This is a genomic window from Arthrobacter sp. V1I7, assembly GCF_030817015.1.
In the GTDB taxonomy this organism is placed as follows: Bacteria; Actinomycetota; Actinomycetes; order Actinomycetales; family Micrococcaceae; genus Arthrobacter.
The window spans coordinates 677,481-691,194 of record NZ_JAUSYS010000001.1 but is presented as its reverse complement, the minus strand read 5'-3'; the positions used below and the strand labels follow the sequence as shown (position 1 = coordinate 691,194).

The 13,714-nt window shown below is 65.8% G+C and carries 13 protein-coding genes; 5 read left to right on the top strand and 8 right to left on the bottom strand.

The window, feature by feature from the left end:
• Positions 1-124: 124 nt before the first annotated feature.
• From QFZ69_RS03310 to QFZ69_RS03300, 3 genes are read right to left on the bottom strand one after another with little or no spacing between them, the layout of a single operon-like run.
• Positions 125-1,783: a dihydrolipoamide acetyltransferase family protein gene (locus tag QFZ69_RS03310; RefSeq protein WP_306915599.1), complete on the bottom strand. Its 1,659-nt coding sequence runs from the start codon at positions 1,781-1,783 to the stop codon at positions 125-127.
• A gap of 2 nt (positions 1,784-1,785) precedes the next feature.
• The gene (locus QFZ69_RS03305) at positions 1,786-2,910 is read right to left on the bottom strand and encodes an alpha-ketoacid dehydrogenase subunit beta (RefSeq protein WP_306915598.1); all 1,125 of its coding nucleotides are present in this window, start codon (positions 2,908-2,910) and stop codon (positions 1,786-1,788) included.
• Positions 2,907-4,160, bottom strand: coding sequence for a thiamine pyrophosphate-dependent dehydrogenase E1 component subunit alpha (locus QFZ69_RS03300; protein WP_306915597.1), 1,254 nt, complete (start codon positions 4,158-4,160; stop codon positions 2,907-2,909). Before QFZ69_RS03300 ends, QFZ69_RS03305 begins: the two co-directional genes overlap by 4 nt.
• A gap of 159 nt (positions 4,161-4,319) precedes the next feature.
• On the opposite strand from QFZ69_RS03300, the gene QFZ69_RS03295 reads away from it, so the two are divergent.
• From QFZ69_RS03295 to QFZ69_RS03285, 3 genes are all read left to right on the top strand, one after another.
• Entirely contained in the window at positions 4,320-4,778 is a 459-nt protein-coding gene (locus QFZ69_RS03295; RefSeq protein ID WP_306919583.1) for an Lrp/AsnC family transcriptional regulator, read from the top strand.
• A gap of 269 nt (positions 4,779-5,047) precedes the next feature.
• Positions 5,048-5,251 carry a hypothetical protein gene (locus QFZ69_RS03290; protein WP_306915596.1) on the top strand — a complete coding sequence of 68 codons (204 nt, stop codon included), beginning with the start codon at positions 5,048-5,050 and terminating at the stop codon, positions 5,249-5,251.
• Positions 5,230-6,462, top strand: coding sequence for a glycosyltransferase family 4 protein (locus QFZ69_RS03285; RefSeq protein WP_306919582.1), 1,233 nt, complete (start codon positions 5,230-5,232; stop codon positions 6,460-6,462). Before QFZ69_RS03290 ends, QFZ69_RS03285 begins: the two co-directional genes overlap by 22 nt.
• On the opposite strand, the gene QFZ69_RS03280 is transcribed toward QFZ69_RS03285, so the two are convergent.
• The gene (locus QFZ69_RS03280; RefSeq protein ID WP_306914167.1) at positions 6,449-7,891 is read right to left on the bottom strand and encodes an IS1380 family transposase; all 1,443 of its coding nucleotides are present in this window, start codon (positions 7,889-7,891) and stop codon (positions 6,449-6,451) included. The genes QFZ69_RS03285 and QFZ69_RS03280 overlap by 14 nt on opposite strands.
• Positions 7,892-8,054: 163 nt before the next feature.
• On the opposite strand from QFZ69_RS03280, the gene gmd reads away from it, so the two are divergent.
• Both gmd and QFZ69_RS03270 read left to right on the top strand, forming a co-directional pair.
• Positions 8,055-9,083 carry a GDP-mannose 4,6-dehydratase gene (gene gmd, locus QFZ69_RS03275; RefSeq protein ID WP_306915595.1) on the top strand — a complete coding sequence of 343 codons (1,029 nt, stop codon included), beginning with the start codon at positions 8,055-8,057 and terminating at the stop codon, positions 9,081-9,083.
• Positions 9,083-10,057: a GDP-L-fucose synthase gene (locus QFZ69_RS03270; protein WP_306915594.1), complete on the top strand. Its 975-nt coding sequence runs from the start codon at positions 9,083-9,085 to the stop codon at positions 10,055-10,057. Before gmd ends, QFZ69_RS03270 begins: the two co-directional genes overlap by 1 nt.
• 23 nt (positions 10,058-10,080) lie before the next feature.
• Here the strand turns inward: QFZ69_RS03270 and galU are convergent, their stop codons facing one another.
• The 4 genes from galU to paaD all read right to left on the bottom strand — a co-directional run bounded on the left by galU (position 10,081) and on the right by paaD (position 13,711).
• On the bottom strand, positions 10,081-10,971 hold the full coding sequence (galU, locus tag QFZ69_RS03265; RefSeq protein WP_306915593.1) for a UTP--glucose-1-phosphate uridylyltransferase GalU: 891 nt from the start codon (positions 10,969-10,971) through the stop codon (positions 10,081-10,083).
• 97 nt (positions 10,972-11,068) lie between these two features.
• On the bottom strand, positions 11,069-11,848 hold the full coding sequence (locus QFZ69_RS03260) for an enoyl-CoA hydratase/isomerase family protein (protein ID WP_306915592.1): 780 nt from the start codon (positions 11,846-11,848) through the stop codon (positions 11,069-11,071).
• 27 nt (positions 11,849-11,875) lie between these two features.
• On the bottom strand, positions 11,876-13,114 hold the full coding sequence (paaE, locus tag QFZ69_RS03255) for a 1,2-phenylacetyl-CoA epoxidase subunit PaaE (protein ID WP_306915591.1): 1,239 nt from the start codon (positions 13,112-13,114) through the stop codon (positions 11,876-11,878).
• A 15-nt stretch (positions 13,115-13,129) separates the two neighbouring features.
• The gene (gene paaD, locus QFZ69_RS03250) at positions 13,130-13,711 is read right to left on the bottom strand and encodes a 1,2-phenylacetyl-CoA epoxidase subunit PaaD (RefSeq protein WP_306919581.1); all 582 of its coding nucleotides are present in this window, start codon (positions 13,709-13,711) and stop codon (positions 13,130-13,132) included.
• Between the last annotated feature and the right edge of the window lie 3 nt (positions 13,712-13,714).

The window sequence follows — 13,714 nt, the reverse complement described above, 5'->3', positions numbered from 1 at the left end:
TTGGTGTTGCGATGTTCAGGCCTCGATTCTACCCATGGCCGGCTGACAAGTCCCGGAGCCATGCCCGTCGCCGGAGCCCGTGCCGGTGTCATGGCTGACCCGCCGGTTTTCGGCACTCAAGTAGTCACATGTCCGCGAGCGCCGATCCCGGGTTCTCGATCGCGTCGGCGACGTAGCGGAGGAAGCCAGCTGCCGTGCCACCGTCGCAGACCCGGTGATCGAAGGTGAGGGTCAGCTCCGTGACCTTTCGGACCGCGAGTTCGCCGTTGAGCACCCACGGCTTGTCGATGATCCGCCCGACGCCGAGGATTCCCACCTCGGGGTGGTTGATGATCGCGGCCGAGCCGTCCACCCCGAAGACGCCGTAGTTGTTCAGCGTGAAAGTGCCGCTGCCCAGTTCCGCCGGGGTCGCCTTGCCCTCGCGGACGACAGCGGTGAGCCGGCGGATCTCGGCGTCCAGTTCACGGGCGCTGAGCTTGTCCGCGTTGCGCACCGACGGCACCATCAGGCCCCGGTCGGTCTGGGCCGCAAAGCCAAGGTTGACGCCGTCGAAGGCTACGATCTCCTGCACCGTGCCGCCCGCTACGTCTTCGGTGGTGACAATCCGGGTGTTGAGTTCCGGGAACTTCTTCAGCCCCGCGGTGACGAAGCGGGCGATGAAGGCGAGCAGTCCGGGCGTGTGCTGCGGATCCGCTTTCTTCAGGGCGGCACGCAACTCGACGAGCACCGTGGCATCCACGTCCACCCAGACGGTGGCTTCCGGGATCTCGGAACGGCTGCGCGCCATGTTGGCCGCAACGGCCTTCCGCACTCCCCTGACGGCCGTGCGTCCGGTGATGCCCAGACCCGTGCGGGAATCGATGGCGGACGGCGCGGCAGGCTCCACGGCCGGGCGCTCCACCGCCGGGCGCCCAAGCACCGGAGACGGTTTAATCGCGGCTTCGACATCGCGCCGCAGAATGAGCCCGCTGGCCCCGGACCCCTGGAGTTCCCCCAAATCAATCCCATGCTCGCGCGCCATCCGCCGGACCAGCGGAGAAATAACCGCCCCCAGCTTCCCAGGCACCCGGGTCCGCATCAGCAACAGCTCATCGGCAGCCTTCTCAGCGGCCGACACTTCAGGAAGGTTCCGGCTCACGGAAGCCCTGCGAGCCCGGGTCCGCCGGGCAACGCCATTCCCGCCCGGAGTCCCGTACCCGATCAACACATTCCCGGACCCGGCCTTCTCCTCCTCGCGGTAGGCCTGGGCGGCGACAGTAGAAGGCGAGGAAGAAGCCGCATCAGGTGAGCCGACAGCCGCAGGCGACTGAGCATCGGCGGAAGGCGACGTACCCGCAGACCCAGCCGGCGCGGATGATGCCGCCCCGGGAGTGGCATCTAAGGAACCGGACGAGGGACCCGATGCGAGCTTGCGAGCATTTGGAAGTCCGGGGCCGCTGTCGGAGCCGGACGGCATGCTGCTTGCAGCGATGCCGTCCGGCGAAGGGGCGGGGGCGGCATCATCCGCGGCGGCCCCGCGGGAAGAACCCTGAGCGGAGCCGATAGGCGTCACCGAGATCAGCGGCTTGCCGACGTCGAGGGTCTGGCCCGGCTCGCCGTGCAGCACGGCGACGGTGCCGGCGTACGGGGAGGGCACCTCCACCATGGACTTGGCGGTCTCCACCTCGGCGATGGGCTGGTCCACGCTGATCTCGTCGCCCACGGCCACGAGCCAGTTGACGAGCTCGGCTTCGGTGAGTCCTTCGCCGAGGTCCGGGAGGAGGAATACTTTCGTTTCGCTCATGGTCAGTCTTCCCACTGGAGGTCGTCAACGGCGTCGAGGATGCGGTCCACGCCGGGCAGGTAGTAGTGCTCGAGTTTCGGCGCCGGGTAGGGCACATCGAAGCCGGTGACGCGGCGGATCGGCGCGGCGAGGTGGTGGAAACAGCGTTCCTGGACCCGGGCGACGATCTCGGAGGCCACGGACGCGAAGCCATGCGCCTCGGCAATGACGACGGCGCGGCCGGTCTTGCGGACCGAGGCGCAGACTGTTTCGTCGTCGAACGGCACGATCGACCGGACGTCGATCACTTCCAGCGAGCGCCCTTCCGCGGCGGCCGCAGCGGCTGCGGCGAGCGCCGTCGGGACGGACGGTCCGTAGGCAATCAGCGTTGCGTCCGTGCCGGGGCGGGCGACGGCGGCACGGCCCTCGGACGAGGTCCCGCGCTCGGTGTTCGCGGCATGCTCGGCCCGCAGCGCGTCCAGATCCACCTGGTCCTTGGACCAGTAGAGCTTCTTGGGCTCCATGAACATGACCGGGTCGTCCGAGTCGATGGCTTCGCGGAGCATCCGGTAGCCGTCCGCCACGGTGGCCGGGGTGAAGACCTTCAACCCCGCGGTGTGGGCGTAATAGGCCTCGGAGGAATCGCAGTGGTGCTCCACTCCGCCGATCCCGCCGGCGTAGGGAACCCGGATGACCATGGGCAGCTTGACGGCCCCCTTAGTGCGGTTGTGCATTTTGGCGACGTGGCTGACGATCTGCTCGAAGGCCGGGTAGGCGAACGCGTCGAACTGCATCTCGATGACCGGGCGCATGCCGTTCATGGCCATGCCGACCGCCATGCCGACGATCCCGGATTCCGCCAGCGGGGTGTCGAAGCAGCGGCTCGTGCCGAAGGTCCTGGTGAGCCCGTCCGTGATGCGGAAGACGCCGCCGAGCATGCCGACGTCCTCGCCGAAGACCAGGACCGAGGGGTCCGCGTGCATGGCGTCGACCATGGCAGTGTTCAGCGCCTTGGCGAGCGTGATGGACTGCGGGCCGGTCGGTTCTGTATGTTGCGCAGCCGCGCCTGCGGCCGTCGCGGCCGCCCGGGCCGTGGCGGCGCTGACGTTGCCGTTCGCCTCGGAGGAGGTGGTGATGGTGGGGCTCATTTCGCTGCCTCTTCCCGGGAGAGCTCGTCGGCGAGCAGGGCGGACTGTTCCTTCAGTTGCGGGGTCGGCGTGGAGAAGACGTATTTGAAGAGGTCCTGGGGCTCCACCGGGACCTCCTCGCCCAGGCCTTCGCGGAGCTGTGTGGCAACGGTTTCGGCGTTCTCGGCGATCGAAGCGGAGCGGTCGTCGTCGAGCAGCCCGCGGTCCGTCAGGTAGGTCTTCATCCGGCTGAGCGGGTCTTTGGCCACCCACTGCGCGACTTCGCTGTCCTGGCGGTAGCGGCTGGCGTCGTCGGCGTTGGTGTGGGCCTGCATCCGGTAGGTGTGGGCCTCGACGAGCAGCGGGCCGGAGCCTTCGCGGGCGAGCTTGACGGCGCGGCCCAGCACGGCGAGCAGGGCCACGACGTCGTTGCCGTCCACGCGTTCACCGGCCATGCCGTAGCCCACGGCCTTGTGCGCGAGCGACGGCGCGACGGACTGGTGCGCCAGCGGCACCGAGATCGCGTACTGGTTGTTCTGGACGAAGAAGACCACGGGCAGGTGGAATACGGCGGCGAAGTTCAGTGCCTCATGGAAGTCACCCTCGCTCGTGGCGCCGTCGCCACACATGGCCAGGACCACGGTGTCCTCGCCGCGCAGCTTGGCGGCGTGGGCCACACCGACGCCGTGGAGCAACTGTGTGGTCAGCGGCGTGCACTGGATTCCGACCTTGTGCCTGGCGGGGTCGTAGCCGCTGTGCCAGTCGCCCCGGAACAGCGTCATGGTCTGGACGGGGTCCACACCGCGGGCCATCACGGCCACCGAGTCGCGGTACGTGGGGAACATCCAGTCGCCGTCGGAGAGGCAGAGCGCCGCGGCGACCTGACAGGCTTCCTGGCCGTGGCTGGAGGGGTAAACGGCCATCCGGCCCTGCCGGACGAGGGCGGAGTTCTGGTCATTGACCCGGCGTCCGACGACGAGCTGCTCGTAAGCGGCGATGAGTTCGTCATCGCCGGGGAGGCTGTACTCGTGGCCGGGCTGGGCGCCCTGCTCGGTATGGGGGTTCAGGGTGCCGTCCGGACCCACCATCTGGATCTGGTGCCTGGCCGGGAGCATATAATCCTCGACCGTGATGCCGAGCTTGCGGACGGCCTCGGTGGCGGCGTCTTCCGGCGTCCTGTCCGACGTTTCGGCCTGGGCCGCCGCCGTCGCGCCGGGAGCCGGGTTCTCAGCGGCCGGGTGCTGCGCAGTGTGGTCTGCGGAGATCGTCATTGGTCCGTCCTTCTGTAGCCACTATTCACCCCCAGTATGCTGCCCGCCGATGTTTCGTATCCACCTCTGCGGCAAATCATGGAGAAGTCTCCGAATAAGGCCTAGTCTGGAAGACAAATCGTAAGTGTGAGCTGGATTACCGGCGGGAGTTGTGGACAAATGGCGGAGGCGGAGCAGGCGGCAGTGCCGCTGGACGACGTGGACCGGGCCATCGTTGCGGAGCTGACCCGGGACGGCAGGATGTCGGTGACGCAGGTGGCGGAAAACGTCCACATCTCGCGTGCGCACGCCTACACCCGGATCGCCCGGCTGACCGGCGAAGGGGTCCTGACCAAGTTCACGGCGCTCGTGGACCCCATCAAAGCAGGGCTGAAGTCATCGGCGTACGTGACCCTCAAGGTCCGCCAGCATTCCTGGCGCGAACTGCGGGAGCTGCTCCGGGCCATCCCCGAAGTGCATCACATCGCCCTCGTGGGCGGGGACTTCGACGTCATCCTGCTGGTCCGCGCCGTGGACAACATCGACCTGCGCCGCGTCATCTTCGACCAGCTCCAGTCAATGCCAGGGGTGCTCGACACCCAGACCTTCCTCGTCTTTGAAGACCTCGATACGCGATAGGACACCGCCCCCCCGTTCCATGTCGCCTCGAATTCGCGCGGTAATTCCGCCGATTCCGGTGGATTATCCCTGGACGCAATAAGATTCCGAACCGCCGTCGCGACGACAACCAGCGCGCGTAGCTTCCGGCAAAACTAGTAGTAGATACTCGTGCCGGGTCCGTCCCGCCGTTCATAAGATCGTCAGCAACATGCAGTTGCATTGGCGGCGTGCAGGGCGCAGCCGGTGCTATATCCGCGGTAATTCGTAACCAGTATTTGGCGGTCTCAATGACAAGAATCACCATCATCGGGCTAAATTATGCTCCGGAGCGGTCCGGTAATGCCCCGTACACCACGAATTTGGCTATAAACCTCGCCGCGGCCGGCCACTCGGTTAGCGTCATCACCGGTTTTCCGCACTATCCCGAGTGGCAACGTCAACCGGGTTATGACGGCTGGCAAAAGAATGAATCCCTGATGGGGTCGAAGTAAAAAGACTCCGGCACTATATTCCACGAAGGCCTACCGGTTTCCGAAGAATTCTTCTGGAATTGACTTTCGGGTTGCGGGTCGTGGCCGCCCGCTGGGACAGGCCCGACGTAGTACTGGTCAGCCCTGCCCTCATCTCCACAGGCCTTGCGGCCATGAGAGCCCGGCTTTCCAGGAAAAGGACCCCGTGCCTTATCTGGGTCCAGGACCTGTACAGCCGGGGCGTTGTGGAGACAAGCATGGCAACAGGGCCGTTCGCGCGCCTTGCCATCCGCCTCGAGTCTTCGATTCTGGGCAGTGCGGACGGTGTGGTGGCGATTCATGAACGGTTCCGCACCTACATCACCGACACCCTGGGTATTTCCGGCCGGGAAGTCCGCGTGATCCGGAACTGGACCCATCTCCCGCCGGCTCCGGCAACCGGGCAGCAGGATCTTCGGGAAAGACTCGGTTGGAAAGACCACGAGACGATCGTTCTTCACGCCGGGAACATGGGGAAGAAGCAGGGCCTGGAAAATGTCGTCGCGGCTGCCCGCCTGGCAGAAGCAGGCAACAGCGCCGTGCGGTTCGTCCTGATGGGGGATGGCAATCAGCGGCCGGCCCTGGAGCTGGCCGCAGCAGGAATAGGCAACATATCATTCGTTGATTCACTTCCTGACGCCGAGTTCCAAACAGCACTTACCGCCGCCGACGTCCTTCTGGTGAACGAACTCCGCGGCGTAAGGGAAATGTCGGTGCCGAGTAAACTCACTTCCTATTTCAACGCAGGCGTGCCGGTTCTCGCCGCGACGGACCCGGGCAGCGTTACGGCCGAAGAGATCGTCTCGGCAGCAGCCGGAGTGCGGGTCGATGCGGATAATCCAGCCGCATTGGTCGCGGCAGCCGAAGCGCTCGGCTCCGACGAGAGTTTCTCGAGGGAACTCGGGGAAAACGGGCTGAAATTCCGGCAGTTGACACTGTCCGAAGCCACGGCAATGGCCAAGTTCGGCGATTTTATCCACAGCTTTATACCGGCGGGCCGCCTAACCCGGATTTTGCATCGGTCGTCGGTCGGGGTGTTGATGGCGGCTGAGCGGCTGGCGTGTTGTCTGGGCGGATTCCGGGCACCCTCGACCGTCCCATGCGCCGGGGTTGGCGCGGGTTTCCACGTACCCGTGATGGCTGTCTGTCTGCTCGCAGTGATGGGGCTGGTTCCGGGCGTCAGGTCTGCATGATGGCGGTGGGGTTCTTGAGGCTCGCCGCGATGCTTGCGGTGGCTTCGAGTAATCTGTGGATCAGTTGGTGTTCGGGTGCCGTTCCGGGCAGGAGGAGATAGCTCTTTCTGGCGCGGGTGATGATCTTGCCTGCAGTGGCGAAGAGCCGGTAGCGCCAGCGTTTGATGTCCCATCCCTTGGCGTGGTCGCCGGCGGGGAGCGCGGTGAGCTGGAGCCAGGAGACGAGGTTGGAGGCCAGGGCTGCGATCCACGCCCAGGCCTGGTTCGCGGCGAAGTCGAAGAACGGCAGCTTGCCCAGACCGGTGTTTTTCAGGGTCTTGATCCGGTTTTCGCACCGGGCCCGGGCGCGGTGTCTGGCGTCAAGGAACGGGCCGTGCCAGCGCGGTGAGTTGGTCAGGAACGCGGTGATCCGGTGCCCGTCGATGTCCAGCAGCGTCGGTTGCGCGCCGGGGTGCAGGGGCTCGGCGCGCAGGAACAGGTTCGTTCCCGGCGGGTAGTCGGTGAGCGGGATGATGTCGGTGGCGTTGATGACCCAGGCATCGGTCCGGTCGTTGCCGGCCTGGTCCAGGGCCGGCTGCCAGTTCTTCTTGTCGTTGATCCAATCGACCATGTGGGCTTTGGCCGCGGGGACGGGGTAGGAGACGGAGAACTGGGCGTTCCGGCTGTGCAGGTACCAGAGGAACTTCCTTGAGGCTCCGGCGCTGTCGGTGCGGACCAGGACGTTCTCTCCGGCCAGCGCCCCGGTCTCGTCGAAGAATCCTTCGGGCAGGCCGGACACGGCGGTCTCGAAGACGCGGATGTGGTCATCGGCGCTGTTCGCGCCGGCGTTGCCGGTCCGCAGCAGGCAGGCGAGGATTTCCCCGGTGCCGTTACCGGCACCGTAGTCACAGGACGCGATGAAGGGGGCGAAGCCGTAGCCGCCCTTGTAGGTGCCGGCGACGTTTTCCTTCTCCGAGTGTGAGGCCACGAGGGTGGCGTCCAGGTCCAGGATGAGCGGATCCGCCGCTGTCGCCGACAACGCCGGGTTCCGGTTCCCGGCCGCTTCCCAGGCCGTGGAGCGCAGTTGCCGGGTGAGGGTTTCGATGCCATAGCCGAACAGCTCGGGGTTCGTCACGGTCCGTTCGAAAAACCGGGACACCGTCGCGTTCGAGGGCAGCTGGCCGAAGACCCCCGGTGAGACCCGCAGGATGTCCAGATCGGACACGTGTTCACCTCCGGCGGCCAGCATCGCCGCCAGAGAACCGACCAGCCGGCCGGGCCGGTGCGTCGCGCCTGCGGGAACGAACTGGCCCAACCGGTCCTCGCACAGTGCCCCGAAACCCAGGGCATCCATGAAACCGGTCAGGACCTTCACCCCGGCGTGGGAGACCAGCGACTGGCCGGTGAAAGTGACCGGAACCGACGGAAAAACACAGGTAGACTTTTGCATCGAAAGGGTGCTCCTTCACTCGGCAAATAACGGTCTCGACAACCACTATTTTCCCAGCTCAGAGCACCCTTTCCCTGCTTAAACACACACCCTCAGCCACCCGCCATGAAATCCCCGGGCTAAAGCCCGCGCACTTTATTCTTTCGCAGATATGGGGGGCAAAATGACCAAGCGCGCGCTTATCACCGGCATTACGGGCCAGGATGGCTCATATCTTGCAGAACTGCTCCTGGGCAAGTGGTATGAGGTGCATGGCCTTATCCGCCGGGCATCGACCTTCAACACCGCCAGGGTCGATCACCTCTACATCGATCCGCACGATCCCAATGCCACGCTCTTCCTGCATTACGGCGACCTGAGTGACGGTGCGCGGCTCGTCACGCTGCTGGCCCAAATCAAACCCGACGAGGTCTACAACCTGGCCGCCCAGTCCCACGTTCGCGTTTCGTTTGATGAGCCCGAGCACACGGCCGATACGACCGGCGTGGGCACCATCCGCCTCCTCGAGGCCGTCCGGATGTCGGGCATAGAAACGAAGTTCTATCAGGCGTCCTCCTCCGAGATGTTCGGCGCCACTCCTCCTCCCCAGAACGAGGAGACTCTCTTTTATCCGCGGTCCCCTTACGGTGCGGCCAAGGTCTACAGCTACTGGATCACCAGGAATTACCGCGAGGCCTACGGCATGTTCGCGGTAAACGGGATCCTCTTCAACCATGAGTCCCCCCGCCGCGGCGAAACCTTCGTCACCCGCAAGATCACCCGCGCCGTCGCCGCTATCCAGGCCGGGAAGCAGGATCTGCTGTACATGGGAAACCTCGACGCCGTCCGGGACTGGGGCTACGCCGCGGAGTATGTCGAAGGCATGTGGCGGATGCTTCAGGCCGACGAGCCGGAGGACTTCGTGCTCGCGACCGGCGGCGACTACACGGTCCGTGACTTCCTGCAGATCTCCTTCGACCACGCGGGCCTGAACTGGGAGGACCACGTCCGGTTCGACGAACGATACCTCCGGCCGACCGAAGTTGACGCCTTGATCGGCGACGCCTCCAAGGCCCAGGAAAAACTCGGCTGGAAGGCATCCGTCCACACGCCGGAGCTCGCCCGCATCATGGTGGACGCCGATATCGAGGCCTTGAAGCATGCCGGTGACAGCTGGATCGACAGCGTCGACCTCGAGAGCTGGAAAATCTAGTGGGGGCAGCGGTCACCTTCGAACCCGCCCCGCTGGACCGTGCATCGACGTTCTATGTAGCGGGCCATCGGGGGCTCGTCGGCTCGGCTATCTGGCGGAATCTCGAGGACGAAGGGTTCACGGACCTGGTCGGGCGCGCCTCCGATGAGCTCGACCTTAAGAATCGTGCGGACGTTTTCGCCTTCTTTGCAGCCGCGAGGCCTCGCTACGTGGTCCTCGCCGCAGCCAAGGTGGGCGGCATCCTGGCCAACAGCACCTACCCGGTGGATTTCCTCAGCGACAACCTTCGCATCCAGGTGAATGTCCTGGACGCGGCACGCGAGTACGGGGTTGAGAGGCTCCTGTTTCTCGGGTCGTCCTGCATCTACCCCAAGTTCGCTGAGCAGCCCATTCGAGAAGAGTCTTTGCTGACCGGGCACCTTGAGCCCACCAATGACGCCTACGCAATAGCAAAAATTGCCGGCATCATGCATGTCCAGGCAATACGGCGCCAGTATGCGCTGCCCTGGATCTCGGCGATGCCGACGAACCTGTACGGCCCGGGGGACAACTTCTCCCGGAAGGGCTCCCACGTCCTGCCTGCCTTGATCCGCCGCTTCGACGAGGCCGCCGCGAGAGGTGCCAGCAGTGTCACCAACTGGGGAACGGGCTCCCCGCGGCGCGAATTCCTGCATGTGGACGACATGGCGTCCGCCTGCCTGCATCTGCTGGAGCACTACGACCGTCCGGCCCAGGTGAATGTGGGGACAGGGTCCGACGTCACGATCAAGGAGTTGGCCTCAATCGTGGCGGAGGCTGTCGGTTATGAGGGACAAATTTCCTGGGATGCAACCAAACCCGACGGCACTGCGCAGAAGCTGCTGGATGTTTCCAAACTTGCAGCGGCCGGCTGGTCGGCGCGAATCAGCTTGACCGACGGTGTCAAGAGCACCGTCGAGTGGTACCGGGCAAACAGCGGCCGCATCAGGGCCTGACGACGCTTGGTGGAGTCGGTCGATCAGCTGAGGAAGCCCTTCATCCACGACCTCAGCTCTTCGCCGAACTCCACCCGCTCCGCGGCGATCGAAATGACGGCCTTGAGGTAACTCAGCTTGTCACCCGTGTCGTAGCGGCGGCCCTGGAAGACCACACCGTAGACGCCGCCGCCCTCGCCGTCCGATACCGCCAGAGCCTGCAGCGCGTCCGTCAGTTGGATCTCCCCGCCGCGGCCGGGCCCGGTGCCTTCCAGGACATCGAACACCGCGGGGTGCAGCACGTACCTGCCGATCACGGCCAGGTTTGAGGGGGCATCCGCGACGTCCGGCTTCTCTACCAGGCCGTTGACCCTCACGTGGTCCTCGCCCGGGATGGCCGACACATCGGCGCAGCCGTAGGCGCTGATTTCGGCCGGGCCGACCTCGATCAGTGCGACCACCGACCCGCCGGTCCTGGCCTGCACATCCATCATGGTGCTCAGCAGCTCGTCGCGCTCGTCGATCAGGTCGTCGCCCAAAAGGACCGCGAAGGGCTCGTGGCCCACGTGCTGGCGGGCGCACAGGACGGCATGGCCCAGGCCCTTGGGGTCGCCCTGCCGGACGTAATGCAGCGGACCCAGGCTGGAGGCGTGCCGGACCGCGTCCAGCCGGTCCAGATCGCCCTTGAGCTCCAGGGCGCGTTCCAGGCTGGGCTCCCGGTCAAAGTGGTCCTCGAGGGCACGCTTCTGGCGGCCGGTGATCATCAGCAGATCGGTCAGCCCGGCGCGGACTGCTTCCTCCACCACATACTGGATGGCCGGCTGGTCCACCACCGGCAGCATCTCCTTGGGCATCGCCTTGGTAGCGGGAAGGAAGCGTGTTCCGAGCCCTGCGGCCGGAATGACAGCCTTGATTACTCGTTTCCCCGAAGTCATACCCGAACCCTACAAGCGCATTTTCAAAATGAGAATGGCCTCTGCGAAAGACAGGTACAGAGACAACCTGGTCTCCGGCAGCCCGGCAGACCGGTTTTCAGCCCTTGAAAACCGGCGGACGCTTCTCCTGGAAAGCACGGAATCCCTCGGCGTAGTCTTCACTCTTGCACAGCCGCGCCTGCTCCGCATTTTCCTCTTCCATCGCTTCCCACAGCCCGAGGCGCTGGTCCCGGATGTGTGCCACGAGTTCCTTGCTGGCCGTGAACGCCCCGGTGGCACCGGTGGCCACGCCCGCCACAATGGCACGGGTGTTCCCCAGCAGTTCGTCCGCGGGCATGGCGCGGCTGAACAGCCCCCGCGCCACGGCCTCGGCGCCGCTGATGAGCTCGGCCGTATAGATAAGGTCCAGGGTCCGGTGCATGCCGAGGCGTTCGGTGAAGTACCAGTGCCCGCCGGAGTCCAGCGTGGCGCCGAGTTTGGCGAACGGGGACCCGAACTTGGCGTTTTCCGCGACATAGACGACATCGGTGGCCAGCAGCAGCCCGAGCCCGACTCCGAGGCAGGCGCCCTGGGCAGCCGCGAAGGTCGGCGCCGGGAAGGAACTCATCTTCTTCAGCAGCGGCTGGACGAGCCCGCCAAGGTAGGCCTGCGCGTCGTCGCTCTCCGGCGTCACTCCGGCGATATCCCGCCCGGCGCAAAAGGCCCGCCCTTCGCCGCGGAGCAGCAGCGCCCTGACCCCGCCGCGCGCGGCGGCGTCAGCGGCGTCGTCGTACGCCTGCCCGAGATCCGCCAGCGCCTGCTCGTCCAGCGAGTTGAGTTTGTGCGGCGCACTCAGCACGATCTCGGCAATGCCGTCGGCGATGGAGAGGGAAATCATGGGGCTCCTTGGGATATCGGGACAGGGCTAGACGTCGAAGTCGACGGTGACTTCCGGCGTCGTCGGGTGGGACTGGCAGGTGAGGACGTACCCTTTGTCCAGTTCATCCTGCTCCAGCGCGTAGTTCTCGTCCATCGTGACGGCACCCGTGACCACCTTGGCCCGGCAGGTTCCGCAGACCCCGCCGGCACAGGCGAAGGGGACATCCGGCCGGACCCGGAGGGCGGCGTTAAGGATGGATTCGCGGGCGTGGGTGGGGCTGGCAACCTCGCCCTGCAGCCCGTCCAGCTTGAAGGTGATCTTGAACGTTTCCTTGGACTCGTCAGCGATCACGGGCCGGCCGATGTTCCCCTCCGGGCGGTCCGGCTTGCCCGAGGTGAACAGCTCGAAGCGGACATGTTCCGGTTTGACGCCGCGGGCGGCGAGGGTGTCGCGGCACAACTGGACCAGCTCGAACGGCCCGCACAGGAACCACTCGTCGACGTCGTCGCTGTGGATCGCGGTACTCAGCAGCGCCTGCAGCTTCCCGGCGTCGATCCGGCCGGTGAGCAGCGGCGCGATCCGCTGCTCGCGGGAGAGCACGTGGTGCAGGGCGAGCCGCGACGGGTACTTGTCCTTGAGGTCCGCGAGTTCTTCGAGGAACATCACGTCCATCGCGGCCTTATTGGCGTAGACCAGATCGAAGCGTGTTTCCGGGTGCGCGGCCAGCAGCGTTCGGGCGATGGCGATCACCGGGGTGATGCCGGATCCGGCCGCGATGGCCACGAAGGAGCCCGGCTCCCCCGCCAGCTGGTCTGCCATGTCCTGCGGACGGTTCATCGAGTTCATCACGTTCTGCTCGACCGATTTGCCGTCGCGGCCGTGCTTGGAGACGAACGCGCCCATCGGGCTCATCACGTCCAGGACGTCGCCGGCCTTGAGCTCGGCATTGGCCCAGGTGGAGAACAGGCCGCCCAGGTCCTTCTTGATGGCGACGCGGATCTCACTGCTGCCGTCCGCGAAGCTGCGCGGCTCGGCGCAGATGGAGTAGCTGCGGCGGACCTCGTGCGGCTCGCCGTTTCCGTCCGTCAGGGTGGTGCGCAGGGCTACGTACTGGCCGGGGAGGTAATCGAACTGCCCGGCCAGCTCGGCGGGAACCGCGAAGGTCACTTCGATGGCGTCCTCGGTGAGCCGGCGGACCTCGCTCACCGTCAGTGCGTGGAAGGACGGACGACGGCGGCCGGTGGCCTGCGCCGATTCGGCGGCAGTCTGGCGGACAACGGGCATGGGAGCACCTGTTCCTTACAAAACTTTGAAGTAGTCGAACGGTTCCTTGCAGTCCTGGCACACATACAGCGCCTTGCAGGAGGTGGAACCGAAGCGGGTGAGTTCCTTGGTGTTCAACGATGAGCACTGCGGGCATTTCACGGCCAGGCTGAGGCGGACGGTTCCCCGGGAGGGGTGTCCCAGCCCGCCGGCGGCAGCGCGGCCTGAGGGCGGGGCGATGCCGTACTCCTGCAGCTTGGCCTTCCCGGCCTCGCTCATCCAGTCCGTGGTCCAGGCCGGGGCGAGCACCAGTTCCACCTGCACGCCGGCGTAACCGGCCGAGTGGAACGCGGCCTTGAGGTCGTCGCGGATCGCGTCCATCGCCGGGCAGCCCGAGTAGGTCGGCGTGATGGTGACCTGGACGGCGGAGACCATCCCGCCGTCGTCGGCGTTGGCTTCCTTCGTCACCCGGACGTCGCGCAGGATCCCGAGATCCTCAATGGTGAGGACCGGGATCTCCGGGTCGCAGACCGTGGCGGCAACGGCCCAGGCCTTCTGCTCCGCGGTGGCTTCGGTGGCCCCCCTCCCGGTCCCGGTCCCGGCGTCCTGTACGAACATGTC

What these genes read in the sequence shown, in the direction of transcription:
- QFZ69_RS03310 (WP_306915599.1), bottom strand. Translation starts at nt 1,783, where the DNA reads ATGAGCGAAACGAAAGTATTCCTCCTCCCGGACCTCGGCGAAGGACTC.
- QFZ69_RS03305 (WP_306915598.1), bottom strand. Translation starts at nt 2,910, where the DNA reads ATGAGCCCCACCATCACCACCTCCTCCGAGGCGAACGGCAACGTCAGC.
- QFZ69_RS03300 (WP_306915597.1), bottom strand. Translation starts at nt 4,160, where the DNA reads ATGACGATCTCCGCAGACCACACTGCGCAGCACCCGGCCGCTGAGAAC.
- QFZ69_RS03295 (WP_306919583.1), top strand. Translation starts at nt 4,320, where the DNA reads ATGGCGGAGGCGGAGCAGGCGGCAGTGCCGCTGGACGACGTGGACCGG.
- QFZ69_RS03290 (WP_306915596.1), top strand. Translation starts at nt 5,048, where the DNA reads ATGACAAGAATCACCATCATCGGGCTAAATTATGCTCCGGAGCGGTCC.
- QFZ69_RS03280 (WP_306914167.1), bottom strand. Translation starts at nt 7,891, where the DNA reads ATGCAAAAGTCTACCTGTGTTTTTCCGTCGGTTCCGGTCACTTTCACC.
- gmd (WP_306915595.1), top strand. Translation starts at nt 8,055, where the DNA reads ATGACCAAGCGCGCGCTTATCACCGGCATTACGGGCCAGGATGGCTCA.
- galU (WP_306915593.1), bottom strand. Translation starts at nt 10,971, where the DNA reads ATGACTTCGGGGAAACGAGTAATCAAGGCTGTCATTCCGGCCGCAGGG.
- QFZ69_RS03260 (WP_306915592.1), bottom strand. Translation starts at nt 11,848, where the DNA reads ATGATTTCCCTCTCCATCGCCGACGGCATTGCCGAGATCGTGCTGAGT.
- paaE (WP_306915591.1), bottom strand. Translation starts at nt 13,114, where the DNA reads ATGCCCGTTGTCCGCCAGACTGCCGCCGAATCGGCGCAGGCCACCGGC.
- paaD (WP_306919581.1), bottom strand. Translation starts at nt 13,711, where the DNA reads ATGTTCGTACAGGACGCCGGGACCGGGACCGGGAGGGGGGCCACCGAA.